The organism is Pseudomonas sp. SIMBA_068, assembly GCF_046534705.1.
GTDB classification, from domain to species: Bacteria; Pseudomonadota; Gammaproteobacteria; order Pseudomonadales; family Pseudomonadaceae; genus Aquipseudomonas; species Aquipseudomonas putida.
In genome coordinates this window covers 552,880-576,811 of record NZ_JAWRYI010000001.1, presented here as the reverse complement: position 1 = coordinate 576,811, position 23,932 = coordinate 552,880, and the positions used below count along the sequence as shown (strand labels likewise).

Sequence of the window (23,932 nt, the reverse complement as noted above, 5' to 3'; positions counted from 1 at the left end):
CCATGCTAGACAACGCTTTCATCCAGCACGCCGCCGACCGCCTCGACCAGGCCGAACGCTCCCGCGAGCAAGTGCGCCAGTTCTCGCTGGAGCAACCGGCAATCACCATCGAAGACGCCTACGCCATTCAGCGCGCCTGGGTGGCAAAAAAGATCGCCGCCGGGCGCAAGCTGGTGGGCCACAAGATCGGCCTGACCTCGCGCGCCATGCAGGTGTCGTCGAACATCACCGAGCCCGACTACGGCGCCTTGCTCGACGACATGCTGTTCGACGAAGGCAGCGACATCCCCTTCGAGCGCTTCATCGTGCCGCGGGTTGAAGTGGAGTTGGCGTTCATCCTCGGCAAGCCGCTGAAGGGCCCGAACATCACCGTGTTTGATGTGCTGGACGCCACCGAGTGGGTGATCCCGGCGCTGGAAATCATTGACGCGCGCATCCAGCAGGTGGACCCGCAAACCCAGGCCACCCGCAAGGTGTTCGACACCATCTCCGACAACGCCGCCAATGCCGGCGTGGTGATGGGCGGGCGGGCCGTGCGCCCCACCGAAATCGACCTGCGCAAGGTGCCGGCGGTGCTCTACCGCAATGGCGTGATCGAGGAATCCGGGGTCAGCGCCGCCGTACTCAACCACCCGGCCAAAGGCGTTGCCTGGCTGGCCAACAAACTGGCGCCGTACGACGTCACCTTGCAGCCCGGCCAGATCATCCTTGGGGGTTCGTTCACCCGCCCGGTCGCCGCTCGCCCAGGTGACACCTTCCACGTCGACTACGACATGCTCGGCTCCATCGCCTGCCGCTTCGTTTAAGGACCTGCCCATGGACATGCCCATCAACCACTTCAAGCAACGCCTGCACAGCGGTGAACCGCAAATCGGCCTGTGGCTCGGCCTGGCCGATGCCTACTGCGCCGAGTTGGCGGCCAATGCCGGTTTCGACTGGCTGCTGATCGACGGCGAGCACGCGCCCAACGACCTGCGCGGCATGCTCGCCCAGTTGCAGGCGGTGGCACCCTACCCCAGCCAGGCGGTGATCCGCCCGGTGATCGGCGATACCGCGCTGATCAAGCAGGTGCTGGATATCGGCGCACAAACCTTGCTGGTGCCGATGGTGGAAACTGCCGAACAGGCGCGTCAGCTGGTCAAGGCCATGCATTACCCGCCCAAGGGCATTCGCGGGGTGGGCAGCGCGCTGGCGCGGGCTTCGCGCTGGAATACCCTCCCCGGTTACCTGGACCACGCCGATGAGCAAATGTGCCTGCTGGTGCAGATCGAGAACAAGGAAGGCCTGGCCAACCTGGACGAGATCGTTGCGGTGGAAGGTGTGGATGGCGTGTTCATCGGGCCTGCGGACCTGAGTGCGGCCATGGGGCATCGCGGCAACCCCGGGCACCCGGAGGTGCAGGCGGCGATTGAAGACGCGATCGTGCGCATTGGCAAGGCGGGCAAAGCCGCCGGCATTCTCAGCGCGGACGAGAAACTGGCGCGGCGCTACATCGAGTTGGGTGCGGCGTTTGTGGCGGTGGGTGTGGATACCACGGTGCTGATGCGCGGGCTGCGCGAGCTGGCGGGGAAGTTCAAGGATACAGTGGTAGTCCCCAGTACCGGGGGTGGTGTCTACTGAGGCTTCTGGTTGGATGGCATCGGCTTTGCCGGTGCCATCCAAAGCAATGTTCAGATGTTGATAAGGGCCTTGAGCACGGTCTTGAAAGTCTCCAGCTGCTGTTCACTGAACTGCCCGAACACCTTGTCCTGCTGTTGCCGGGCAATGGTCCACAACGCCTCGGTCTCGTCCACGCCCTTCACCGATAGTCGCACTCGCCCTTCGTCATCGGCAATCAGCCCTTTGCGCTTGAGGTTGGCAACCGCTTCCTCGATCTCCCGAGCCGGCATCGCCACTTCGCGTTGCAGCTCGTTCAGGCTCAGGCCCGCATCGTTCTCCAGCACCATCAGCATGCGTGCCTCGCTGGTGCGCAGGCCGGTACACAGCTGGCGTGGCTGGTAGTCAGCCTGGTAGGCACGCAGCGCCTGGGTCATCAGGTAGTACAGGTTGTGCTGTAGGCGGCCCTGGAAGTGGCTGCTCGGTGCCTGCCCCTCTGCGCCTTGGGTCATGCGGGTATGCGGCAGCACCATTGAATAGGCGCCCTGGTGGTACAGCAGCGGCGAGCGGCCAAAGTCATCAAAGGCCACTACCTTGCCCACCAGGATCCAGTGATCGCCACCGTCCAGCTGCTGGTACTTTTCACACTCAAAGCGTGCCGCGCAATCGGCGAACAACGGCGCGCCGCCAGTGCCGGTCTCGTAGTCGATACCGGCAAAGCGATCTTCCTTCGGGCGGGCAAAGTTGTTGGACAGCTCGATCTGGTCCGCAGCCAGAATGTTCACGGCAAAGTGCGAGGCCTCTTCGAACACTTCATGGCTGGTGGAGCGCTTGTCGATGCTCCACAGGATCAGCGCCGGGTCCAGCGACACCGAGTTGAAGCTGTTGGCGGTAACGCCGACCTTGCGCCCACTGGGGCCGGCGGCAGTCACCACGGTCACGCCGGTGGCGAAGTTGCCCAGGGCGCGGCGGAAGGCACGTGAATCGAAGGTTTCGTTGGACATGCAAGACTCCCGGGCAGGCCTGCCAGCCTGCCCTGTTTGTTGTTGTGTTTGGAGGGGATGGGTGAAAACAGGTGGCGGCTCAGACCATCGCCGGGTCAGGCTCCAGGCCCATCAGCTCGCGGCCGAGGATTTGCGCACACACGTCGTAATCGGTGTAGGCATGGGCGCCGGTCATGTGCGAATCGCGGAACAGCCGCTGCAGTTCGTTGCTCTCGAACCAGGCGCCACCACCGGCCGCTTCCATCAGGCGGTCGACGGCCTGGATGCACATCTTCACGGCGTAGCCCTGGTTGGTACGCCAGAACGCCAGCGTGCCACGCGACGGGTATTGGTGGCGGGCGCTGTGCTCGGCAATCTCGTCCCAGCTCTTTTCCAGCAATGCCCGGGCAGCGGCCACCTGATGGGTCGACTCGGCCAGGCGCATCAGCGCCGGGGTGGCGGCGCCCACGGCAGCACCTGTGTAGGCACGCACCCGGTTACGGGTTTTCTCGCGGAACACCTCCAGCATGCGCTCGGCAACGCCCAGGCTGACCGTGGAGAAGCCGCTGGCAAAATACGGGCGATACGGGGCGTAGAAAATCTTGCTGTCGGGGTACAAACCAAAGCCCGCCGACTTGCCCTCCATCATGTCCTTGGCCTTCTGGATGCGGTGCTCGGGCACGAAGGCATCACGCACGATCAGGGTCTTGCTGCCGCTGCCGCGCATGCCCACGGCATACCAGTCATCACGGATTTCATAGTCGCTGCGTGGCAGGATGGCGAAGCAATAGTCCTGAGTGCCTTCGGCATTCTTGCGGCGGAAACCGAGAATCGCCCATTCGGCGTGGTCGCAACCGGAACTCCAGCCCATTTCGCCGCTGAACGACACGCCACCCTCAACCTCTTCGGTGCGGCCGAACGGCGCGATACTGCTGCTGGCGGTAGCATCCGGGTCGCTACCCCACACCTCCTGCTGTAGCTTGGGCGAGAACATTGCCATCTGGTGGCTGTGGGTGCACAGCAGGCTCATGGCCCATGCTGTGCTGGCGCAGGCCCCCGCCAGCAAGGCGATGCACTGGGCGAACTCCGGCAGGGTGATTTCCATGCCGCCGAAGTGTTTGGGCAAGAAAGCGCGGTGCATGCCGATACTTTTCAGCAAGGCGATATTCTCTGCCGGCACACTGCGGTCCTGCTCTGCACGCATGGCATTGGCGGCAATGGTCGGCAGGACGGACTTCAGGTCTTCCAGCAGGGGGTTTGGCTTTTTCATGAGCGGTCTCTTTCTTATTGGATTCGAAGACGCGATCAGTATGTGAGCGGCGATTGGGTGGCGAAATGCACGTTACGAGGGGAACATTGCACTTTCCATGGCGCCCGGAAATTGCCTTGCGACAAGCATTGACCCGTGCATTTTCGATCACCACAATCCCACCCTCAAGACGCGCGCGGCCCGCCGCGCCCCTGACGGAGTGTTGCTGTTGAAAGACCTTTCCCCTTCTGCGGTGCGTGTGTGCGATGCCGCCGTCGGCCACTTCGCCGAGTACGGTTATGACGCCTCTTCGCTGAACGAAATCGCCCAGTTGGCGGGCATGCGCAAGGCATCGCTGTATGCGCACTTCGCCAACAAGGACGCCTTGTTCGTGGAGGTGTTCCAGCGTGCGCTGGTGCAGGAAACGGCCTTTGTCGAGCACGGCTTTGCGCAGGAAGCCCGCGACGGCCTGGCGGCGGGGCACTGGCTGGCCCTGCACCTGGCCGAACGTTATCGCGAATCGGCCGAACTGCGCTTCGTGTTGCGCACGGCGTTCCTGCCCCCGGCGGGCATCAAGCCGATTGTCACTTCGGGCTTTGAACAATACCTGGACGGCATACGCGAAGGGTTCAGCGTGGCCCTGCAAGCTCGGCACGGCTGGGCGCATGAGCAGCACAGCCGCCTGGCGCTGTATGCCGATGCCTACCTGGGCATCATCGACAGCCTGTATGTAGAGCTGATGTACGCAGGCCCCGACGCCTATGAGCGGCGCGCGGCAGCACTGCTAAAAGTGCTGGAAGACTCGCTGTCACTCAACCGCTGACGCCTGGCGCGTCAGGGTTTGATCTTCTTCATTTCATCCAGCAGCTGCATCAGCTGCTGCAGCTTGTCCTCGCCAAACTGGGCGAGGATCTTGTCGTAGTTGTGCGTCATCTCCTCGCTCATCGCCAGAAACGCTTGTTGGCCAGCCTCCGTCAGGCTGATGAACACCCGGCGCTGGTCTTCCGGCGACTTGCGCCGCGCCACGATGCCGTCACGCTCCAGGCGCTTGAGCACCCCGCTCATGCTGGGCTTGAGGATACAGGCCAGCTCCGCCAACTGATGGCTTTCCAGCTCGCCTTGCTGGCGCAGGATACGGATTACCCGCCATTGCTGCTCGGTCAGGTCATGGGCATTCAGCGCCGGGCGGAAGAACGCCATGGTGGCTTCGCGCGCCTGCAGCAAGGTCAGGGTCAGGGAGGGTCTTGGTGTGGTCATGCGGGCTCAAGGAGGCTGGAAATAGCAAACCGGCGAGTATGCCAGTGCACAATCATTAATACATTAATAGAATGATTTCTACCCATTTCCAGTCAGCAGGCGGCGTCATGATCACCCTCGAGAGCCCCACCTACTACTCGGCGACCAAGAAGTACAACCTGAGCTTCCCAACCCTGGAGCGCGACATCGAGGCCGATGTCGTGGTGATCGGTGGCGGTTTCTCCGGCATTAACACCGCCCTGGAGCTGGCGGAACAAGGCGTGACCAATATCGTCGTGCTCGAGGCCCGTTACCTGGGCTACGGCGGCAGCGGGCGCAACGGCGGGCAGATCATGGCGGGCATCGGCCACGACCTGGAGAAGATCCGCAGCAGCGTCGGCGATCAGGGCGTGAGGGATATTTTCGAAATCAGCGAACTGGGCGCCGGCATCATCAAGGACCGCATCGCCCGCTACGCCATCGACGCCGACTTCTGCCACGGCTATGGCTACATGGGCTTCAACCGCCGCCAGGAACAGACCCTGCGCAAATGGGAGAAGGCATTCAAGGCGATCAATACACGCGACGAGATCCGTTTTCTCGGTGGCAGCGAAGTGCGCCAGATCATCGGCAGCAATGCCTACAGCAGCGCCCTGCTCCACATGGGCGGTGGCCATGTGCATTCCCTGAACCTGCTGCTGGGCGAAGCGCAGGCACTGGTTGGCCACGGTGCGCGCATCTTCGAACACAGCCCGGCGCTGGAGGTGACCTACGGCGAGCGCATCACGGTACGCACCGGCCGCGGCTCGGTACGCGCCAGCAAGCTGCTGTGGGCATGCGACAGCTTCCTCAACAAGCTGGAGCCGCAGCTGCACGCACGCACCATCAACACCTATGCCTTCCAGATGATGACCGAGCCATTGCCGGATGAGCTGATCGAGCGCATCAGCCCGATACGCGGGGCCTACAGCGACATCCGCCCGGTGATCGACTACTACCGGGTCACCCGCGAGAACCGCCTGCTGTTTGGTGCCGCCACGCCCTTCGTCGAGCACTTCCCGCTGGACCTGAAGGCGTGGAACCGCGCCCTGATGCTGAAGATTTTCCCCTACCTGAAAGACGTGCGCATCGACCTGGCCTGGGGCGGCCCGATGGCCACCAGTGCCAACCTGTTTCCGCAGATAGGCACCCTCGACAACCGCCCCAACGCTTTCTATGTGCAGGGCTACTCCGGCTTTGGCGTCACGCCCAGCCACATCATTTGCAAGATACTCGCCGAGGGTATGCAGGAGGGATCGAAGCGCTATGACCTGGTCAGTTCGGTCAAGCATGCGCGCATCCTCGGCAAGGACCATTTCCGCCCGCTGCTGCTCACTGCCGGCAAGACCCTGCACCAGCTGTCGGGCTACTTCAACGGCCGTCGCTGAGACCAGAGCCCCTCTTACTCACGCCATCGCCTGCGCCCGGTAGTCCTTCGGAGAGCGTTCGAACTGTTTCTTGAACGAGCGGCTGAAATGCGCCGAGTCGGTGAACCCCCACTTGTAGGCGATCGAGGTAATCGACTCGCTCCTGAAGAACGGGTTGGCCAGGTCATCCGCACTGCGCTTCAGGCGCGCCCGCTGAATGTAGCGGCAGACACTGTCGCCCTCCTCCTCGAACAGCCGGTACAGGTGACGCACAGAAATGTTCAGGCGCCCGGCCAGGTTGGACGGGGTCAGCCCAGGCTGTGACAGCGACTCGTCGATCACCTGCTGCACGTAGCCGCGCAGGTTGGCACCGCTCAAGGCCCCAAGGTTGCCCAGCGCTTCGCCATGGCGCTCGAAGCCCGGCTCCAGCAGGGCAATGAAGGCGGTCTGCAGCGCGTCGCCCTGGGCACCATCACCGCTTACATTGCCGTCCTTGCACAGTTGGTCCATCAGCACATGCAGCATGCGCCCGCAGGCGTTGCTTGAGGAGATCTTGCCAAACATCGGGCCGCTACCTTGCACGTACTTGCGTACCTGCTCACGCGACAGGGCCAGCGAGACATGTTCGATCAACCCACTGGGGGTGATTTCGCAGCGCCCGACCGAATCCATCAGCAGCAGCTCACCCGGCGCCAGGCTGACCTGCATGCCCCCCTGGGACACGGTGGAATGCCCAGCACGCTGGCTGACCAGGAAACAATGCTGGTCATCGTCAAGGGTCGGGTTTTCGCCCAGCCGGCGGATGTTGCCGGCATTGGTGCGCAGGTTGGCCAGCGGCAAGCCGGCACGGGAAAAGGTAGAAACCTCGCCGATGAACAGCGAGTGATTGGACGCAAGTTCCGTCTCGAAACGGCCACAGATCTGTTGCATGGCCGTGGTCCAGCGTTCCAGCCCCTGACGGTTGGATTGTTGAGTATGCATGGCTGCCCTCGACGCAGGATTTGTTGTTATGCGCACATTGTTAACATGTTATCTATGTGCGCACAACTGTCATCATTCGTCGCTAGATACAGCAAGGCGTATGCCAGTTTGCGTCAAAGGTTGGGCAGCAAAGTGTTGAACTGGGCCAGGCTGGCCATCAGGTGCGCCCGCTGTTGCGGGCTGATGGGGATGTAGCGGCGAAACGCCGGCATGCGGTTGACCACTTCGCTACCGCCCATGTGCTCCAGCGTCAGCAACCATTGGCCGTCGCGCCAGGCCAAGGTCAGGCGCTTGAAATCCAGCGGCATCAGCGCCGCCACCAGTGCGGCCTGCTGCAGCAACAGGTCGCGCAGTCGGGCAAAGCGCGCCCGGTCGCCCTTGCGGTACACACAGGCCAGGCCGGTACGGCGTAGCGCACCGGTATGGCGCAGTTCCAGGCTGACCTCGCCCCCTTGCGGAGCAGGCAACTGCAGCTGGAACTCACAGGTGACGATGTGCATCAGCAGGTGGGCCTCGACGCGTTCGTGCACCTTGGCCTGCCAGCCCTGGGCCGGGTCTTGGATCACCCCGGCAGCCACCAGGTTCTGCTGCCCCAGGTTGCGCGCCAGGCATGCCAGCGTGGCACCTGGGCGATAGCCGGAAGGCGCCCGAGGCGCCAGCAAGCGTTCACGCAAATTTCTGATCATGCAGCACATGCTCCACGGGGTGGCCAGGCTCGGCAGCAAACTCTTTCTCGAGCACATCCTCGACCCGCGCCGGCTTGAACGGGTTGACCTTCTGCACGCACAGCGTCCAGAACAATGCATAGGCCGCAGTGGCGCCAAGCATGATGGCGAAAGGCACATAGACATCGGCAGGGTTCATGCCCGGCGGTGTGATGAACGCCATGCCGATGAGGATACCGCTGCTGGAGAAGATCTGCGGCAACGGGAACAGCGGCGAGCGGTAGGCACGCGGCAGGTCTGGGCGGCGTATGCGCAAAATCACCACCGACAGGGTCACCAGCAGGTAGGAGGTGCTCCAGGCGCACACGGCGGCCAGCACCAGGTGCAGGATGTTGTCCGGGTTGCCGCCCAGGTACCACGCATGCAGGCAAGGGATCAACGCCACCACCAGGATGCACAGCAGCGGCGTCTTGAAGCGCGGGTGCAGGTAGGTGAACACCTTGGGCAACGCGCCGTCGACCGCCATGCCGTAAAGAATGCGTGGCACACCGGCCATCAGCGTGTTGATGGTGGCCGCGCCGGCGAACAGAAAGCCGATACCCAGCCACACTGGGCCGATATCACCCATCACCTGCTCGGCGAAGCGCGGGATGGCCATGGGCGTGTCCAGCAGGTGCACGCCACTGGCGGCATCCAGCACCACGTTTTCCACCTGGCGCTTCATCGCCGCTCCGTAGATGAACATGCAGCTGGCCACGCCAAACAGGCCCAGCGCCATGGCCCGCGGCAGCACCCAGGCCGAGCGACGCAGTTCGGGGGCAAGCGGCGTGACGAACTCGCAGCCAACGAACATGAACATGGCCATGCCGACCAGCGAGAGGATGGTCATCAGGTCGGTGCCCACCAGCGACACGCCGAACGGGCCGTCCAGTTCCACTGCGGGAGCGGCGATCAGGCCGAGCACGCCGAACACCATCAAGGTGGTCCACATGCCGAAGGTGAGGATCACCTCCGCGCGGCTGAAGGCGCTGACGCCAAAGGCATTGAGCACCGCAAACGCCACCACGAAGCACACCCCCAGCAGCCACGAACCGCCGGCGGATTCCGCCAGGGTATTGAGGTGCTCGAAGTTCACCAGCGCCATCACCCCCGACAGGATGGTTTCGGCGGTACCGGCGAACACATGCACGATCAGGTAGGCCGATAGCGTGCCGGTAATGGCGAAGAAGCGGCCCATGCCACAGTTGATGTAGTCGTATACCGAGCCCGTGGTCGGCAGGATCGACGCAGCCTCGGCAAAGGTGGTGGACTGCGCCAGCATCATCAGTGCGGCGATCACCATGGCCACGGCGAAGGCGCTGCCGCCGATGCCAAAGCCCATGGTCGCGGTGAGGATCACCGGGCTGGCCATGATCAGCCCGACGGTGCTGGCCAGTGCGGTGGGGAAACCGACCGTGCCGCGGTTGAGGTGCTCGGTGAGCTTGTTATTGAGTGACATCGTATGCCCCGGCTTGTTTTTGTGGCGTTGAACGAGTGATTACTGTGCGCTGCCGGCGGCATGGCGTCTTGCCGATGGCTGCCGCCGGGCTTGTTGCTGCCTGCCAGCAATCAGCTCCAGAGCCTGGCGCCGCTCCTACAAAGGATCGCGCAAGGCTGACTCATCGCTTGGCAGCCACAGTCATGCACCTGTCACGCAGGCACAAGCACCGCTCTGCCCCGCTCACTAAGCTGCAAACTTTGGCCACCTGCCCCGGAGTCTGCATGAGCGACATCACCCTCCTACCTGCCGTCACGGCCTTCCTGGCCCGCGAGCATGGCGTGTTCATCCACGGCCAGCACCTCGCCAGCCAGTCGTCGTCGAACATTGCCGTGGTCAACCCGGCCAACGGCCAGACCATCGCCCACATCGCCGACGCCAACCAGGCCGATGTCGACCATGCCGTCAGCTCCTCGCGCCAAGGCTTTACCGCCTGGTCGCACACCAGCCCCGCCGCCCGCGCCGCAGTGCTGTTCAAGCTGGCCGACCTGCTGGAAGCCAACCGCGAAGCACTGGCGCAGCTGGAAACCTTGCAATCCGGCAAGCTCATCGGCATTTCCCGTGCCTTCGAAGTAGAGCAGGCCGCGCACTTCCTGCGCTACTACGCCGGCTGGGCGACCAAGATCACCGGCCAGACCATCACCCCGTCGCTGCCCTCGTTCGCCGGTGAGCGCTACAGCGCCTTCACCCTGCGCGAGCCGATTGGCGTGGTGGTGGGCATCGTGCCGTGGAACTTCGCCACCATGATCGCCATCTGGAAGCTGGCCTCGGCCCTGACAACCGGCTGCAGCATTATCCTCAAACCCAGCGAATTCACACCGCTGACGCTGCTGCGCATTGCCGAACTGGCCACCGAAGCAGGCCTGCCGGCCGGTGCACTGAACGTGCTGACCGGTGGTGGCCTGGTGGGCAAGGCACTGATCGAGCACGCAGGTACCGACAAGGTCTCGTTCACCGGTTCCGTGCCCACTGGCATCGCCGTAGGCCAGGCTGCCATGGGCGCCAAGCTGACCCGCGCGACACTGGAACTGGGCGGCAAGAACGCGGTGGCCTTCCTGCCCGACGTGACCGTGGACAAAGCGGTCGATGGCATCATCGAGGCTGGCTTCCTGCACTCGGGGCAGATCTGCGCCGCTGGCGAGCGCTTCTACGTGCACCGCTCGCGCATCGACCCGCTACTGGACGCCTTGTCCCAGCGCCTGGGCCAACTGAAAATTGGCTCGCCACTGGACGAGGCCACCCAGTTCGGCCCCGTGGCCAACAAGCCGCACCAGCAGAAGCTGGCCGAACTGTTCGCCATCGCCCGCGCCGAAGGCAGCCAGATCATTCACGGCGGCACCTTGGGCGACGGCCCCGGCTGTTTCGTCGAACCCACGGTAATCCTCGCCCGGTCGGCCAGCGACACCCTGCTCACCCAGGAAACCTTCGGCCCGGTGGCGACCTTCCTGCCTTATGACGACGAAGACGAACTGCTGCACCTGATGAACGCTTCGCCCTACGGCCTCAGCGCCAGCCTGTGGACCAACGACCTGGGCAAGGCCATGCGCATGATCCCACAAATCCAGGCCGGCACCCTGTGGGTCAACATGCACACCCTGCTCGACCCGGCTGTACCGTTTGGGGGCATCAAAGCTTCCGGCATTGGCCGCGAGTTCGGCTCGGCCTTCATCGATGACTTCACCGAGCTCAAGTCGGTGATGATCCGCTACTGACCGCGCCTGTGGCCAAGGCGTGCAAGCGCCTTGGCAGCCACGAACAAGACCCCGCCCCACCGCACACGCCCTAATAGGCCATCGCCGCCAACCGCGATGGCCCCTCGCCAGAACCGAGGGTGCCCCCGAACAACAAAGGCCCCTGTGAAGGTCGCCGAGAACAAACGAGGGATGTGTAATGGTCAAACCGCAAACGCTGTCCACCCTGGCCCTGGCAACCTTGCTGGCCAGCCAGGCCGCGCCGGCCGTTGAGCTGTACGCCGACGATGACAGCCACCTGAACGCCGACATGCTGGCGGTATGGGGCATGTTCAACAGCCGCAAGAACTACGACGGCACCACAGGGGGTTCGACCTGGCGTGAAGGCTTTATCAAATATGGCCTCAGCGGTGACCAGGGCCTGGCCGGCAACGGCACGCTGTACGGCAGCCTGAACTGGGTGAGCTCGGCCACCTGGGGCGATGGCGATGCGGCCGGCAACACCGATGGCTCCGAACGCACCACCAAGATCGAAGACGCCTTCCTCGGCTGGCGCTCGGCCGACCTGTTCCCGGTGCTGGGCAAGGATGGGGTGGACGTTTCCGCCGGCCGCCAGACCATTCGCCTGGGCAGTGGTTTTTTGATCAACGACGACGGCCCGAACCTGGGCAACGGCGTCGCCGACGGTGCGCTGGACCGCGGCGGGGCCTACTACCTGGCCGCCCGCCACGCCTTCGACCGCACCGCAATGCTGCGCCTGGGGGGCAGCGATGGCCTGCATGGCAGCCTGCTGTGGCTGAAATCCGACAACCGCGCCCAGGCCGAAACCGAACTGGCCGCCGGCACGCTGGACTACACCCACGCCCTGGGCACCCTGGGGCTGACCTGGATTCACGGCATCGACGTCACCGACCAATGGGCCAGCGACTTCCAGAAAGCCCGCGAAGGCATGGACGTGTACAGCGTGCGCGGCGAAGGCAACGCCGGCATCGACAATGCCAGTTTCGCCTTCGAATACGCCTGGCAGGACAAGACCGACGGCCCCGAGCAAGCCTGGTACCTGCAGGCCGGCTACACCTTCGCCGACCTGCCGTGGGCACCGCAGGTTACCTACCGCTACACCCGCTACTCGGCAGGCTGGGACGCGCTGTTCAGCGGCCTGTCCAGCGGTTACGGCACCTGGTTCCAGGGTGAAGTCGCTGCCAACTACGCCGGCCCCTTCAACAGCAACACGGGCATCCACCATGTGGGCGTGAAGGCGACGCCGCTGGAAAACCTCACGGTCGGCGCGCTGTACTTCGATTTCGACACCGTGCGCACCCGCGACAGCCTCAACCTCGATGCCCGGGAGCTGGACCTGTATGTGGAATGGGCAGTCAACGAGCACCTGATCATCAGCCCGCTGGTGGGCCTGTACCAGCCGCGCAAGGACGAGAGCAACGGCGGCAACCAGGTGGGGGGAAATGGCACCAATGTGTATAGCCAGCTGACGGTAGCCGTGCCGTTCTGAAGCAACGACGCTAACCAACCTCTGTCTTGTGCTGCATGCGCATGACTTGAAGGCGATGCGGTCAATGTGGGAGCGGGCATGCCCGCTCCCACAGGAATCAGTGGCCTTGCGGAAGGGTTTGACCTTGGCCGATTCGGCGCATAACATTCACCAACCTACCGGCCGGTAGGAGGAAAATTAGCCAGAGAAAACCATGCGCGCCAATCCCTCCCCTCCCATACCCTTCAGCTTCGCCCTGGGCCTTGGCCTGATCGGCGCCCTCGGCCCATCGGCCGTCGACATGTACCTGTCGAGCCTGCCGGAAATCGCCAGCCACTATCAGGCAAGCTTCACCCGCGTACAGCTGACATTGACCTTCTTCCTGCTGGCCATGGGCGCCGGCCAGCTGATCTTCGGCCCCTTCGTCGACGCCTACGGCCGGCGCAAGCCGCTGCTGGCCGGCCTGCTGCTGTTCATCCTGTGCTCGCTGGGCGCAGCCGCAGCCCCCAGCCTCGACGCCCTGATCATGCTGCGCTTTTTCCAGGGCCTGGGCAGTGCGCTGACCCTGGTGGTGATCATGAGCATGGTGCGTGATGTGAGCCAGGGCGTAGCCGCGACCAAACTGTTCGCCCTGCTGATGACCATCGAAGGCGTCGCACCGATCCTGGCACCTGCACTGGGCGGCGTGATCGACGCACATTTCGGCTGGCGTGCAGTGATGCTGGTACTCGCCGGCATGGGCGTGGCGGTGCTGGTCAACAGCCTGCTGAACCTGCCGGAAACCCTGCCGCCCAGCAAACGCGAACCCCTGCGCCTGGGCCACGCCTGCAGCACCTACCTGGCCATCCTCGCCGACCGCCGCTTCCTGCGCCCGACCCTGGCGGTGGCTGCGGTATTCTTCTTCCTGTTCGCCTACATCGGCGGTGCCACCCTGGTGTACCAGGCCCACTACGGCCTGAGCACCCAAGCCTTCGGCCTGCTGTTTGGCGCCACCGGGGTGTCGATCCTGTTCGGCGCCATGACGGCCAGCCACCTGATCAGCCGACTGGGCCTCAATACCCTGACTCGGGTGGGCGTGCTGTGCATGGCCGGCGGTGCCTGCATCAGCCTGCTCGGTGCACTGACCGGTCTGGGGCTGCCAGGTGTGGCCGGCGGCATGGTGATAGCCCTGTTCGGCCTGGGGATAGCCGAGTCGACGCTGATGTCGCTGGTGATGGCCTCGCAAGAAAAGGCACTGGGCTCCACCGCAGCGCTGCTGGGCGCCATCCAGCTGTCGGCGTCTGCCGGCGCAGCCCCACTGGCCGCAGTGGTACTCAACCACGGGCCGACCGCATGGGCCGCGCTGCTGGCGCTGTGCACCCTGGTGGTGTGCCTGCTGACCGCCCTCAGCCTGCGCGACACCCCGGCCGGCTTCTCGCTCGCGGGCCATTGAAGCCCTGGCACTGACGGTCAACTCGGCTGGCAGGCAGACACAAGACGACCTACCAGTCGTTAGCGAAACTGGCTGCCTCGAAACCAACAACAAATCCGACGGCAGCCAGCCCTGCGAGACCCGCCATGACCCTCGATACCAGAATTGACTTCATCTACCTGTCCGAGCAGGACATGATCCGTGCCGGCGTCACCGACATGCCGGCCTGTGTCGACACCATGGAAGAAATGTTCGGCCTGCTGTACCAGGGTGACTACCGCATGGCCGGCCCGAACAGCGACTCGCACGGCGCGATGATTACCTTCCCCGAGCACTCGCCATTCCCCAACATGCCCAAGCCCACCGCCGACCGGCGCATGATGGCGATGCCGGCGTACCTCGGCGGCAACTTCCAGACCGCAGGCGCCAAGTGGTACGGCTCGAACATCGCCAACCGTGAGAAAGGCCTGCCCCGCTCGATCCTGATGTTCACCCTCAACGATGCCGACACCGGCGCGCCACTGGCGCACATGTCGGCCAACCTGCTGTCGGCCTATCGCACCGGCGCCATCCCGGGCGTCGGCGCCCGCCACTTGGCGCGCAAGGACGCCAAGGTCATCGGCCTGGCCGGCCCGGGGGTGATGGGCAAGACCACGGTCGCTGCGTTCATGGCCGTCTGCCCGCTGATCGACACCCTCAAGGTCAAGGGCCGTGGCCAGAAGAACCTGGATGCCTTCGTCGCCTGGGTGAAAACCAGCTTCCCGCAAATCACTCATGTCCAGGTGGTTGAAACCCTGGAAGAAGTGGTACGCGGTTCCGACCTGGTCAGCTACTGCAGCTCGGGCGAAGTCGGCGACCCCAGCCAGTACCCGCTGGTGCGACGCGAGTGGGTCAAGCCTGGCGCGTTCCTGGCCATGCCAGCCCCGTGCAGTATCGACGCCGGCATGGAGCAGGACGACGTGCGCAAGGTGGTGGACAACACCGGCCTCTACGAGGCCTGGTTCGAAGAGCTGCCCAAGCCTGCGCACAACCACGTGCCGCTGGTAGGTGTGCGCTTCATGGACATGATTGCCGAAGGCACGCTGGCCCCCGAGCAGGTGGAAGACATCGGCAAGATCATCAGCGGCGACGCACCGGGCCGCCTGCATGACGACGAAATCATCCTGATGTCGGTGGGCGGCATGCCCGTCGAAGACGTGGCCTGGGGCACCGTGGTGTACCGCAAGGCGCTCGAGCAAGGCATCGGCGTAAAGCTCAACCTCTGGGAAACCCCCGTTCTCAGCTGATCCCCCGCAACCGGATAACAAGGCAAAGCCCATGACACAGATCATCAAACTGAAAACCGGCTCCAAGTTCGAAGACATGGCCAGCTACTCCCGCCTGGTGGCGGTGGACAACTGGATTCACGTCTCCAACACCGCCGGGCGCAACCCGCAGACCCAAGTCATTCCAGAGGACGTCATCGAACAGACCCACCAGGTGTTCGCCAACATCGAAACCGCGCTGGCCGCAGTCGATGCCAGCCTGGCCGATGTCATCAACTCACGCGTGTTCATCCAGGACCCTGCCGATGTACCACGGGTCATGGACGTGATCGGCGAGAAGTTCCGCGGCATCGACCCGGCCACCACGGTCACCTGCCCGCCGCTGGGCTCCACCGTTTACAAGGTCGAGCTGGAGGTCACCGCCTACCGCGGTGCGGGGCAAGCGCAAGTGACCCTGATCCGCCTTGGCCAGTGAGGCCGCCGGCTGGCGCTGAACACTCCCCCTGCACGCACAACAAAGAGTAAAGCCATGTCTCCCACGATCGCCCCTGTGCAAACCAGCACCCGCCACCCCGACGCCACTACCGTGGTGATCATCGGTGGCGGCATTATCGGCCTCACCGCCGCACTGAGCCTCGCCGAACGCAACATACCGGTGGTGGTGCTGGAAAAGGGGCGTATCGCTGGCGAGCAGTCGTCGCGCAACCTGGGCTGGGTGCGCAAGACCAACCGCCACGCCCATGACATTCCCCTGGCACTGGCGGCTGATCGGCTGTGGGCCGAGATGCCCGCACGGGTTGGCAGCGACGTTGGCTATCGCCAAGCCGGCATCATGTTCATCGGCCGTAACGACACGCAGATGGGCATGCATGAAGGCTGGCTGAAAAGCGTCGAGGCGCTGGGCCTGGATTCGCGCCTGCTTAGCACCCGTGAAATCGCCCGGATGGTGCCGGGTGGTCGGGCGGATTGGGCAGGTGGCATCTTCACCCCCTCCGACGCCCGCGCCGAACCGAACCTGGCCGCCAGCGCCATCGCCCGGGCGGCGATCGCCAAAGGTGCAGTGGTAGTGGAGAACTGCGCGGTGCGCACGCTGGTCACCGCAGCCGGCCGTGTCAGCGGGGTGGTCACAGAGCAAGGCGAAATCCGCTGCGACCAGGTGTTGCTGGCCGGTGGCCTGTGGTCGCGCAAGTTCCTCGGCAACCTGGGCATCAATCTGCCGACCTTGCCGCTGACCTGTTCCGTGCTGCGCACACAGCCAATGGACGGGCCGACCGACATCGCCGTGGGCGCACCGGACTTTTCCTTCCGCAAGCACAAGGACGGCGGCTACATCATCACCCAGCGTGGCGCGCTGGACGCCTTCCTCACCCTCGATCACCTGCTGCTGGGCAAGCGTTACCTGCCCCAGCTGCGTGCCCAGCGGGACTTTTTGCGGATCAGTTTTGGCAAGTACTTCTTCAAGGACCTGGCCCTGGCCCGGCGCTGGAAGGCCACGGATGTAACCCCCTTCGAGCGTGTACGGGTACAAGACCCGCACGCCAACCCGGCACTCAACGACGAGGCCATGCGCAACCTGAAAGCGGCCTGGCCGGTGTTCGAACAGGCCCGTATCGCCAGCGCCTGGGCCGGCACGATTGACGTCACCCCCGACTCCAACCCGGTCATCGGCCCGGTGGCCAGTATCCCGGGCCTGACCCTGGCCACCGGCTTTTCCGGGCATGGCTTCGGCACCTCGCCTGCTGCTGGCCAGCTGGCGGCAGACCTGGTGGCCCAGGCCACCCCGCTGATCGACCCGTCCCCGTACTCCTTCGAGCGTTTTGCCTGACACAAGTGGGAGTGGGCAAGCCCGTGCAATACACCGCGCTGCCTGCCTGGTGAGGATGTTGCCGGCTACCTGAACTGGTACTCCAACCCCGCCCCCGCATACCACGACCGCCCAGGCGCTGCCTCGTAATAACGCCCGTTGCCGTCACCGACAATCACCGACCCCACATACTGCCGGTCAAACAGGTTGTCCAGCCGCAGCAGCTGGTGGAACGTCCAGGGCCCCACATGTTGCTCGAACCGGGTCCGCCAGTTGAATACCGCATAAGCCGGTGCGGCCCTGGCGTTGTTGCTGTCGTCCACATACACCTTGCTGCGGTACTGCCCTTCAACCCCCATGCTGATGGACGACACCGGCTTCCAGACCAGCTCACCATACAGGTTGTTCAGCGGCACACCGGGCAGGCGGTTGCCACTCTCGATGGTCTGGCTGATGTCATCGGCATAGCGGGCATCGGTGCGGGTATACACCAGGGTGGCCTGCCACTGCTCGCTCAAGTCACTTTGCAGGCTCGCCTCAAAGCCACGTCGTACAGTACGCCCTGCATTGCGATAGCTGGTTCGACCATCCGTAGCGCTGGCAACGACGATTTCGTCATCGGTATGAATCTCATACACCGCCGCATTCAGGCGCGTGCGCTCGCCAAGCCGGTACTTCACACCCGTTTCGTACTGCATGCTGGTGGCGGGCTTGAGGCCGAAGTTGAAGCTTTCGGCCAAGCCCGGCGCATAGGCCATCTCGGCCTGGGTGGGGGTTTCGAAGCCTTTGCCGACGCTCACGTAACCGCGCAGGTCCGGCGTGAACGCGTACATCACCGACAGTGATGGCGTGGCCTGCTGGTACTTCTTCGAGCCGCTGGAGTCACCGTTGGCCAGGTAATGGTCGTCGACACGCATTTCCATGGTGCTGTAGCGCAGCCCCAGCTCGCTGGTCCAGTTGCCGATTTCCCAATGGGCCTGGAGGTACGGGTCCAGGCTGGTAGCGGTGTCTTTCTCGTCACGGCGCAACTCACCTTTAACGCCCAACTGGTCGCCGCTGAAATTCTGGTAGCCCCGGCGGTCGTCCTTGCTCTGGTCGTAATCGGCGCCGACGGTGAAGGTGAGATTTCCCGGTACGTCGGCAACCGGCTGGATCCAGCGCAGGGTGCCGCCGTGGAATTCACGATCAAAGTCCACAACCCCGCCGCCACGCTGACTGTTCGAGGCCACCGTTCTGGGGATGGACAAATACTGCACCACGCTGCGCCGCCCCGCATACAGGTTGAACTGCAGCATGGCATCGCCAAAGTAGCGCTCGTAGTTCATACCTAGCTGCTGGTGGTCGATGCTTTTGCGGGTGTTGTAGGTTTCGGCCACTGCCGCTGTGGAACGTGGGTCATGCTTGTAGGCATCCCAGGTCTGCCCCAGCGGGTCCTGCGTGTTGTTCTGCTCAAGGCTGCTGTAGATCAGCGCCATGCGCGAGTCTTCATCGGGCTTGAAATTGACCTTGGCGAAGGTCTGGTCACGGCGCGCGGCACTGTGGTCGCGATAGCCATCGGTATCCAGGCGCGAGGCATCCAGCACGAAACCTGCGGTGTCGTTGCCGCCCTCTGCCGACAGGTGGTTCTTGTTGAAGCCGTCGCTGCCAAAGGTGGTTTCGGCACCCACGCGTGCAGGCCCCTGCCCGTCGCGGGTAAACATCTGGATCACGCCACCGGCGTTGCTGCCGTACAGCGTCGCTGCCGGGCCGCGCAGCACTTCGATCCGGTCGGCCACGTCCAGGTTCAGCGTGGCGGCCTGCCCTTGCCCGTCGGGCGTACTGGCCGGTATGCCGTCACTCAGCAGCTTTATGCCGCGCACGCCAAAGGCCGAGCGAGCACCGTAACCCCGTGAAGAAATCTGCAGGTCTTGCGCGTAGTTCTGCCGGTTCTGCACCACCAGCCCAGGTACTTTGCTGAGCACTTCCGACAGGTTGACGCCAAGCTGGCCATCCGGGCCGTGGGACAGGTCAACGGTATCCACCGAAAACGGCAGGTCGAATGTGCTGGTGGGCGCATAGACGCCGGTCACCACCAACGGGTCCATGACGACTACATCGGGTGAACTGGCCTTGGCACCGCCATTGGCGCTCATGCCACCTGCAAACAGCAGGACCAGGCTTGTAGATGAAGGAAAACGAGAAAGAAATCGATACATGCGCAGCTTCCAGAAATTGCCGGCATTACACCAGACCAGCAGCGGCAGCGCGAACGCAGGATTTTTCCTGGCAAGCAGTTGCGAATTTACTTACGCTGAAATACTGTATACGCATACAGCAAAACAAGGAATTTCCTGTGTCCAGCACCGCCTCCGCCACCCCGAGCAGCTATGAACAGTTGGGTGTACGCATCCAGAAGATCATCAACAGCCCCACCGCCCAGCGCAGCCGTGCGGCGCTGATCTTTCGCCTGGAGCAGGAAAGCCCGGATGACTGGGAAACCTTGCTTGAGGAAATCGCCGAGAACGACAACGTAACCCTCGCCCACCGTGACGACGGCGGCGTGCAGGTTTTCTGGACCGTACCGAAGGAAGACTGACCGCGCATGAGAGTTTCGCTTTTCGCGGTAGCCTGCCTGTTACTGACCACTCCACTGGTGCAAGCCGATGCCCCACGCACCTTTCAGGAGGCCAAGAAAGTCGCCTGGAAGCTCTATGCGCCGCAATCGACCGAATTCTATTGCGGCTGCAAATACAAGGGCAACAAGGTCGACCTGGCGTCCTGCGGCTATGCCCCGCGCAAGAATGCCCAGCGCGCGTCGCGCATCGAGTGGGAACACATCGTACCGGCCTGGCAGATCGGCCATCAGCGCCAGTGTTGGCAAAGCGGCGGGCGCAAGCAGTGCTCGCAGCATGACGAGGTGTACAAACGCGCCGAAGCCGACCTGCACAACCTGGTGCCGAGCATCGGCGAGGTCAACGGCGACCGTAGCAACTTCAGTTTCGGCTGGCTGCCAGAACAGCGCGGCCAGTATGGCAGTTGCCTGACCCAGGTCGACTTCAAGGCCAAGAAGGTGATGCCACGCCCGTCGATCCGCGGCATGATCGCCCGCACCTACTTCTATATGAGCAAGCAGTACAACCTGCGCCTGTCCAGGCAGGACCGCCAGTTGTACGAGGCCTGGAACAAGACCTACCCGCCGCAGGCATGGGAGCGGCAACGCAACCAGCAGGTAGCCTGTGTGATGGGACGAGGTAACGAGTTTGTGGGCCCGGTCAACCTCAAGGCGTGTAGTTGAGCCTCAGGCCAGTGCTTGCAAATAGGCGCTGGCTTCCCGGTAACGGGCCAGCCGCGCCAGGTCGGCGGGGCCAGGGCAAGGAATGCGGGAAAGGTCACTATTATCGGCCAGGTCGGCAAGCTTGACGGTTCGGGCCAACGGGTCGTCGCCCAGGCGTACCACGAAGTCCTGGTAAGGCTCGCCCTCACGGCGACTGAGCGCCAGCAAGGCGGCAAGGATTTTCAGCGCAAACCCCTCGCGCGCCAGGTCGGACAACGTCAGCGGGGTGTCCTCGATCACATCGTGAAGCACTGCGACAATCCGTTGCTCGGGCGTGGACACCCGCATCATCACGCGTAGCGGGTGGAGAATGTACGCCACTCCACCCTTGTCGTATTGCCCTTCATGCGCTCTGGCGGCCACGGCAATGGCCCGCTCCAGTGTAGACATGAGGCCCCTCCCCGTTCGGCATCTTCCACCCAAGCATAGCCAAACTTGTGTGAACAATGTCTAACTCACGCCTGACAAAGCTACACACACCCGGTTGGCGCGGCCTTATGAAGGCAAATGTTGTGGGAGCGGGCATGCCCGCTCCCACAGGTGCCGCGAAGGCTCCGGCCTCCCACCCACTGCTGCAGTTCTAGCGGGCTGCGCCGTGCTGGATAACCACCGAATCGGTGCCCAGCTTGGCCATCACTTCGTCCTTGCGGGCTTGCGCTTCTTCACGGCTAGGGAACGGCCCCATCAGCACCACCGGCTTGCCGTTGCGGTATTCCACCGAAGAGGGGATGCCCTTTTCGATCAGCCGTGCGGTCATGTCGCTCAGCGCGCCCATGTTGGCGCCCTGGATCACTTCCACATCCCAGCCCTCCGGGGCCGGCTGGCCAGCCAGTGCATCGGCACGGCGTTGCAGGTCGGCGCCGCCGCACACTTCGCGGATGCGCAGGTTGTTGCCGGTGTCGTCGACGATGATGTCGTACTGGCCGTCGCGCTTGATGGCCACGTAGCTGCGGTAGGCTTCGTACTGCCCGGCATCGTCCTTGCCGCGGACCTGGCCGCAGATGGTGCCCTGGGTGTCGATCCGCACGTTGCCGAACTTGGCGGTCTTGGGGTTGTGCAGGTGTTCGGCCACCTGCTTGTGCACGCCTTCCACCTCGTTCTCACAGCCCGCCAAGGCAAGCACTGCCATTACCACAGCCAGTTTGCGCACGCGTGTACCTCCAGATTCGAAGGGGCGGATTCTAGCACGACGGCCCCGCGCAAGGACCGCGACCATACGTTACACCTTGCAACCAAGTCATCGGACGACACCACCGACGGCGGCGCTGATCGCCATTTCTTATCCCGCTGATAAAAAACTTGAGGCAGCGCAAACCGGGAATTTCGTACAAGAATCGGGGCAGTCATACGACGACGTATGTCGAATAATAATAAAGGTGAACCCATGTCCCGCTCATACATACAGGTGGATGCTTGCGTCCGCATGATCGCACCGGGCGCTTTTGGCGCTTCCTGGGCAGTTCTGCCCCAGGAGGCGCCATGAAAACCCTGGTCGGTGCTTACTTCATCATCCTCAAGACGCTGGTGGTAGGTTGCCTGGTCGGCATCACCTGCCTGATTTTCACCAACGTCGTGCTGCGCTATGGCTTCAACTCGGGGTTGTTCTTCAGTGAAGAGATTTCCCGCCTGGCGTTTGTCTGGCTGGTGTTTGCTGGCGCGCAACTGATGCTGCACGAACACGGCCACATCGGCGTCGACATCGTCACCCGCCGCGTCTCGCCTGGCGTGGCCCGCTGCCTGCTGGCACTGACGCAACTGCTGATGCTCTATGTGACCTGGCTGTTTCTCCACGGCAGCTGGAAGCAGACCCTGATCAACCTGCATGTCGGCGCTCCCTCCACGGGTATTTCCATGGCGCTGTTCTACGGCGCAGGCCTGGTCTTCTGCATCCTCAGCGCACTGCTGATCTGCACCCAACTGGTCAGGAACCTCACGGGCAACCTCCCGACGCCCGCCCAGACCGAAACTTCGCTCAATGACGGAGCAGTCGAATAATGGCCCTGTCTGTTTTCGTCGGCGTCCTGATGGCCGCCATCCTGATCGGCGCCCCCATCGCCTATGCCCTGATCCTCTGCGGCGTGGCGTTGATGTGGCTGCTGGGCCTGTTCGATGGCCAGATCATCGCGCAGAACATCATCAACTCGGCGGGCAGCTTCCCGCTGCTGGCAATTCCGCTTTTCATCATCGCTGGCGAGGTAATGAACAGCGGCGGCTTGTCCAACCGCATCATCAAGCTGGCCATCACCCTGGTCGGCCACCTGCGCGGCGGGCTTGGCTACGTCACCATTTTTGCCGGCGTGCTGCTGTCGAGCCTGTCCGGTTCGGCCTTGGCCGACGCCGCCTCGCTGACCGCCCTGTTGCTGCCGATGATGGTCATCGCCGGCTACAACCGTGACCGCTCCGGGGGCCTGATCGCATCGGTGTCGGTGCTGGGTTCGATCATTCCACCCAGCATCGGTTTCGTCGTGCTGGGCGTGGCTTCGGGGCTGTCGATCACCAAGCTGTTCCTCGCCGGCATCGCCCCGGGCCTGATGATCGCCGCCGCACTGGTGGTGGCCTGGTGGCTGATGTCGCGGCGTAACAACGATGTGGAGCTGAGCCCCAAGGCCAGCGGCAAGGAGCGCCTCAAGGCCCTGGTTGACAGCTTCTGGGCGCTGATGCTGCCGGTGATCATCGTCGTCGGCCTGCGCTTTGGCGTGGTCACCCCGACCGAGGCCGGTGCGGTGGCCAGTGTCTATGCCCTGCTGGTGTCGTCGCTGATCTACCGCGAGCTCAGCCTCAAGTCGCTCAACGAACTGCTGTTGCGCGCCGGCAAGACCACCGCTGCCGTGATGTTCCTGGTAGCTGCCGCTTCGATCCCGGCCTGGATGATCACCATCGCCGATATCCCCGGGCAAATCATCGACCTGATCCAGCCAGTGATGGACAACCCGCGGCTGCTGATCGTAGTGCTGATGCTGCTGATCCTGGTGATTTCCATGGTCATGGACCTCACCCCCACCGTATTGCTGCTCGCGCCGATCCTGGTACCGGTGGTGACCGCTGCGAACATCGACCCGATCTACTTCGGCGTGCTGTTCATGATCAATTGCTCAATCGGCCTGATCACCCCGCCGGTGGGCACGGTGCTCAACGTGGTCTGCGGCATCGGTCGCATGCGTTACGAGGCACTGCTCAAAGGCACGTTCCCGTTCCTGATCGCGGAAATCATCGTGCTGTCCCTGCTGGTCATCTTCCCCGAACTGGTCACCGTTCCCGCCCAGTGGTTCGGGCATTGATCTCCCCTATAACAATAAAGGTACTGTC

Annotated in this window: 23 protein-coding genes; 14 read left to right on the top strand and 9 right to left on the bottom strand. The window is 63.5% G+C overall.

The window, feature by feature from the left end; genetic code table 11:
* The first annotated feature begins 2 nt into the window (after window positions 1-2).
* Both hpaH and hpaI read left to right on the top strand, forming a co-directional pair.
* On the top strand, window positions 3-806 hold the full coding sequence (gene hpaH, locus SB756_RS02670; protein ID WP_049274708.1) for a 2-oxo-hept-4-ene-1,7-dioate hydratase: 804 nt from the start codon (window positions 3-5) through the stop codon (window positions 804-806).
* 10 nt (window positions 807-816) lie between these two features.
* Window positions 817-1,620, top strand: a complete 804-nt coding sequence (hpaI, locus tag SB756_RS02665) for a 4-hydroxy-2-oxoheptanedioate aldolase (RefSeq protein ID WP_341796093.1) — start codon at window positions 817-819, stop codon at window positions 1,618-1,620.
* A gap of 50 nt (window positions 1,621-1,670) precedes the next feature.
* Here the strand turns inward: hpaI and SB756_RS02660 are convergent, their stop codons facing one another.
* Window positions 1,671-2,600, bottom strand: coding sequence for a p-hydroxyphenylacetate 3-hydroxylase reductase component (locus SB756_RS02660; RefSeq protein ID WP_341796094.1), 930 nt, complete (start codon window positions 2,598-2,600; stop codon window positions 1,671-1,673).
* A gap of 79 nt (window positions 2,601-2,679) precedes the next feature.
* On the bottom strand, window positions 2,680-3,849 hold the full coding sequence (locus SB756_RS02655) for a p-hydroxyphenylacetate 3-hydroxylase oxygenase component (RefSeq protein WP_341796095.1): 1,170 nt from the start codon (window positions 3,847-3,849) through the stop codon (window positions 2,680-2,682).
* Window positions 3,850-4,051: 202 nt separating this feature from the next.
* Between SB756_RS02655 and SB756_RS02650 the strand changes: the two genes are divergently transcribed.
* Window positions 4,052-4,651, top strand: a complete 600-nt coding sequence (locus tag SB756_RS02650; protein WP_410910115.1) for a TetR/AcrR family transcriptional regulator — start codon at window positions 4,052-4,054, stop codon at window positions 4,649-4,651.
* Window positions 4,652-4,662: 11 nt separating this feature from the next.
* On the opposite strand, the gene hpaR is transcribed toward SB756_RS02650, so the two are convergent.
* Complete coding sequence (hpaR, locus tag SB756_RS02645) at window positions 4,663-5,085, bottom strand: homoprotocatechuate degradation operon regulator HpaR (protein ID WP_341796096.1); 423 nt, start codon at window positions 5,083-5,085, stop codon at window positions 4,663-4,665.
* Between the two features lie 107 nt (window positions 5,086-5,192).
* On the opposite strand from hpaR, the gene SB756_RS02640 reads away from it, so the two are divergent.
* Complete coding sequence (locus tag SB756_RS02640) at window positions 5,193-6,491, top strand: NAD(P)/FAD-dependent oxidoreductase (protein ID WP_410910114.1); 1,299 nt, start codon at window positions 5,193-5,195, stop codon at window positions 6,489-6,491.
* Between the two features lie 18 nt (window positions 6,492-6,509).
* Here SB756_RS02640 and feaR read toward each other — a convergent pair whose 3' ends face one another.
* The 3 genes from feaR to SB756_RS02625 all read right to left on the bottom strand — a co-directional run bounded on the left by feaR (window position 6,510) and on the right by SB756_RS02625 (window position 9,614).
* A complete protein-coding gene (feaR, locus tag SB756_RS02635; protein WP_410910113.1) occupies window positions 6,510-7,451 on the bottom strand; it encodes a transcriptional regulator FeaR in 942 nt (313 codons plus the stop codon).
* Between the two features lie 113 nt (window positions 7,452-7,564).
* Window positions 7,565-8,137, bottom strand: coding sequence for a DUF3156 family protein (locus tag SB756_RS02630; protein ID WP_410910112.1), 573 nt, complete (start codon window positions 8,135-8,137; stop codon window positions 7,565-7,567).
* Window positions 8,118-9,614, bottom strand: a complete 1,497-nt coding sequence (locus tag SB756_RS02625) for an APC family permease (RefSeq protein WP_410910111.1) — start codon at window positions 9,612-9,614, stop codon at window positions 8,118-8,120. Before SB756_RS02625 ends, SB756_RS02630 begins: the two co-directional genes overlap by 20 nt.
* Before the next feature lie 263 nt (window positions 9,615-9,877).
* Here SB756_RS02625 and SB756_RS02620 point away from each other — a divergent pair, with 263 nt between their 5' ends.
* The 6 genes from SB756_RS02620 to SB756_RS02595 all read left to right on the top strand — a co-directional run bounded on the left by SB756_RS02620 (window position 9,878) and on the right by SB756_RS02595 (window position 17,334).
* Window positions 9,878-11,365, top strand: coding sequence for an aldehyde dehydrogenase family protein (locus tag SB756_RS02620; protein ID WP_410910110.1), 1,488 nt, complete (start codon window positions 9,878-9,880; stop codon window positions 11,363-11,365).
* Between the two features lie 178 nt (window positions 11,366-11,543).
* Entirely contained in the window at window positions 11,544-12,854 is a 1,311-nt protein-coding gene (locus tag SB756_RS02615) for a hypothetical protein (protein WP_410910109.1), read from the top strand.
* A gap of 193 nt (window positions 12,855-13,047) precedes the next feature.
* The gene (locus SB756_RS02610) at window positions 13,048-14,265 is read left to right on the top strand and encodes a multidrug effflux MFS transporter (RefSeq protein ID WP_410910108.1); all 1,218 of its coding nucleotides are present in this window, start codon (window positions 13,048-13,050) and stop codon (window positions 14,263-14,265) included.
* A gap of 125 nt (window positions 14,266-14,390) precedes the next feature.
* Window positions 14,391-15,530 (top strand): tyramine oxidase subunit B, encoded by a 1,140-nt coding sequence (locus tag SB756_RS02605; RefSeq protein WP_341796104.1) that lies wholly within the window; start codon window positions 14,391-14,393, stop codon window positions 15,528-15,530.
* A gap of 31 nt (window positions 15,531-15,561) precedes the next feature.
* Window positions 15,562-15,984, top strand: a complete 423-nt coding sequence (locus SB756_RS02600; RefSeq protein WP_016498980.1) for a RidA family protein — start codon at window positions 15,562-15,564, stop codon at window positions 15,982-15,984.
* A 54-nt stretch (window positions 15,985-16,038) separates the two neighbouring features.
* Complete coding sequence (locus SB756_RS02595) at window positions 16,039-17,334, top strand: NAD(P)/FAD-dependent oxidoreductase (RefSeq protein ID WP_410910107.1); 1,296 nt, start codon at window positions 16,039-16,041, stop codon at window positions 17,332-17,334.
* Window positions 17,335-17,399: 65 nt separating this feature from the next.
* On the opposite strand, the gene SB756_RS02590 is transcribed toward SB756_RS02595, so the two are convergent.
* Window positions 17,400-19,445 (bottom strand): TonB-dependent receptor family protein, encoded by a 2,046-nt coding sequence (locus SB756_RS02590; protein ID WP_410910414.1) that lies wholly within the window; start codon window positions 19,443-19,445, stop codon window positions 17,400-17,402.
* Between the two features lie 200 nt (window positions 19,446-19,645).
* On the opposite strand from SB756_RS02590, the gene SB756_RS02585 reads away from it, so the two are divergent.
* Window positions 19,646-19,888: a DUF1654 domain-containing protein gene (locus SB756_RS02585; RefSeq protein ID WP_016498977.1), complete on the top strand. Its 243-nt coding sequence runs from the start codon at window positions 19,646-19,648 to the stop codon at window positions 19,886-19,888.
* Between the two features lie 6 nt (window positions 19,889-19,894).
* Entirely contained in the window at window positions 19,895-20,587 is a 693-nt protein-coding gene (locus SB756_RS02580; protein ID WP_410910106.1) for an endonuclease, read from the top strand.
* A 3-nt stretch (window positions 20,588-20,590) separates the two neighbouring features.
* On the opposite strand, the gene SB756_RS02575 is transcribed toward SB756_RS02580, so the two are convergent.
* A complete protein-coding gene (locus SB756_RS02575) occupies window positions 20,591-21,016 on the bottom strand; it encodes a GTP pyrophosphokinase (RefSeq protein WP_341796108.1) in 426 nt (141 codons plus the stop codon).
* 190 nt (window positions 21,017-21,206) lie between these two features.
* Window positions 21,207-21,776 carry an SPOR domain-containing protein gene (locus tag SB756_RS02570; RefSeq protein ID WP_063426967.1) on the bottom strand — a complete coding sequence of 190 codons (570 nt, stop codon included), beginning with the start codon at window positions 21,774-21,776 and terminating at the stop codon, window positions 21,207-21,209.
* Between the two features lie 329 nt (window positions 21,777-22,105).
* Here SB756_RS02570 and SB756_RS02565 point away from each other — a divergent pair, with 329 nt between their 5' ends.
* Window positions 22,106-22,621: a TRAP transporter small permease gene (locus SB756_RS02565; RefSeq protein WP_410910105.1), complete on the top strand. Its 516-nt coding sequence runs from the start codon at window positions 22,106-22,108 to the stop codon at window positions 22,619-22,621.
* Entirely contained in the window at window positions 22,621-23,904 is a 1,284-nt protein-coding gene (locus SB756_RS02560) for a TRAP transporter large permease subunit (protein ID WP_410910104.1), read from the top strand. Before SB756_RS02565 ends, SB756_RS02560 begins: the two co-directional genes overlap by 1 nt.
* Window positions 23,905-23,932 lie beyond the last annotated feature (28 nt).

Excerpts from the sequence above, each read along its gene's own strand:
- hpaH (WP_049274708.1), top strand. The coding sequence starts at position 3 with ATGCTAGACAACGCTTTCATCCAGCACGCCGCCGACCGCCTCGACCAG.
- SB756_RS02605 (WP_341796104.1), top strand. The coding sequence starts at position 14,391 with ATGACCCTCGATACCAGAATTGACTTCATCTACCTGTCCGAGCAGGAC.
- SB756_RS02595 (WP_410910107.1), top strand. The coding sequence starts at position 16,039 with ATGTCTCCCACGATCGCCCCTGTGCAAACCAGCACCCGCCACCCCGAC.
- SB756_RS02640 (WP_410910114.1), top strand. The coding sequence starts at position 5,193 with ATGATCACCCTCGAGAGCCCCACCTACTACTCGGCGACCAAGAAGTAC.
- SB756_RS02590 (WP_410910414.1), bottom strand. The coding sequence starts at position 19,445 with ATGAGCGCCAATGGCGGTGCCAAGGCCAGTTCACCCGATGTAGTCGTC.
- feaR (WP_410910113.1), bottom strand. The coding sequence starts at position 7,451 with ATGCATACTCAACAATCCAACCGTCAGGGGCTGGAACGCTGGACCACG.
- SB756_RS02620 (WP_410910110.1), top strand. The coding sequence starts at position 9,878 with ATGAGCGACATCACCCTCCTACCTGCCGTCACGGCCTTCCTGGCCCGC.
- SB756_RS02610 (WP_410910108.1), top strand. The coding sequence starts at position 13,048 with ATGCGCGCCAATCCCTCCCCTCCCATACCCTTCAGCTTCGCCCTGGGC.
- SB756_RS02565 (WP_410910105.1), top strand. The coding sequence starts at position 22,106 with ATGAAAACCCTGGTCGGTGCTTACTTCATCATCCTCAAGACGCTGGTG.
- SB756_RS02580 (WP_410910106.1), top strand. The coding sequence starts at position 19,895 with ATGAGAGTTTCGCTTTTCGCGGTAGCCTGCCTGTTACTGACCACTCCA.
- SB756_RS02660 (WP_341796094.1), bottom strand. The coding sequence starts at position 2,600 with ATGTCCAACGAAACCTTCGATTCACGTGCCTTCCGCCGCGCCCTGGGC.
- hpaR (WP_341796096.1), bottom strand. The coding sequence starts at position 5,085 with ATGACCACACCAAGACCCTCCCTGACCCTGACCTTGCTGCAGGCGCGC.
- SB756_RS02655 (WP_341796095.1), bottom strand. The coding sequence starts at position 3,849 with ATGAAAAAGCCAAACCCCCTGCTGGAAGACCTGAAGTCCGTCCTGCCG.
- SB756_RS02625 (WP_410910111.1), bottom strand. The coding sequence starts at position 9,614 with ATGTCACTCAATAACAAGCTCACCGAGCACCTCAACCGCGGCACGGTC.
- SB756_RS02560 (WP_410910104.1), top strand. The coding sequence starts at position 22,621 with ATGGCCCTGTCTGTTTTCGTCGGCGTCCTGATGGCCGCCATCCTGATC.
- hpaI (WP_341796093.1), top strand. The coding sequence starts at position 817 with ATGGACATGCCCATCAACCACTTCAAGCAACGCCTGCACAGCGGTGAA.
- SB756_RS02630 (WP_410910112.1), bottom strand. The coding sequence starts at position 8,137 with ATGATCAGAAATTTGCGTGAACGCTTGCTGGCGCCTCGGGCGCCTTCC.
- SB756_RS02615 (WP_410910109.1), top strand. The coding sequence starts at position 11,544 with ATGGTCAAACCGCAAACGCTGTCCACCCTGGCCCTGGCAACCTTGCTG.
- SB756_RS02600 (WP_016498980.1), top strand. The coding sequence starts at position 15,562 with ATGACACAGATCATCAAACTGAAAACCGGCTCCAAGTTCGAAGACATG.
- SB756_RS02575 (WP_341796108.1), bottom strand. The coding sequence starts at position 21,016 with ATGTCTACACTGGAGCGGGCCATTGCCGTGGCCGCCAGAGCGCATGAA.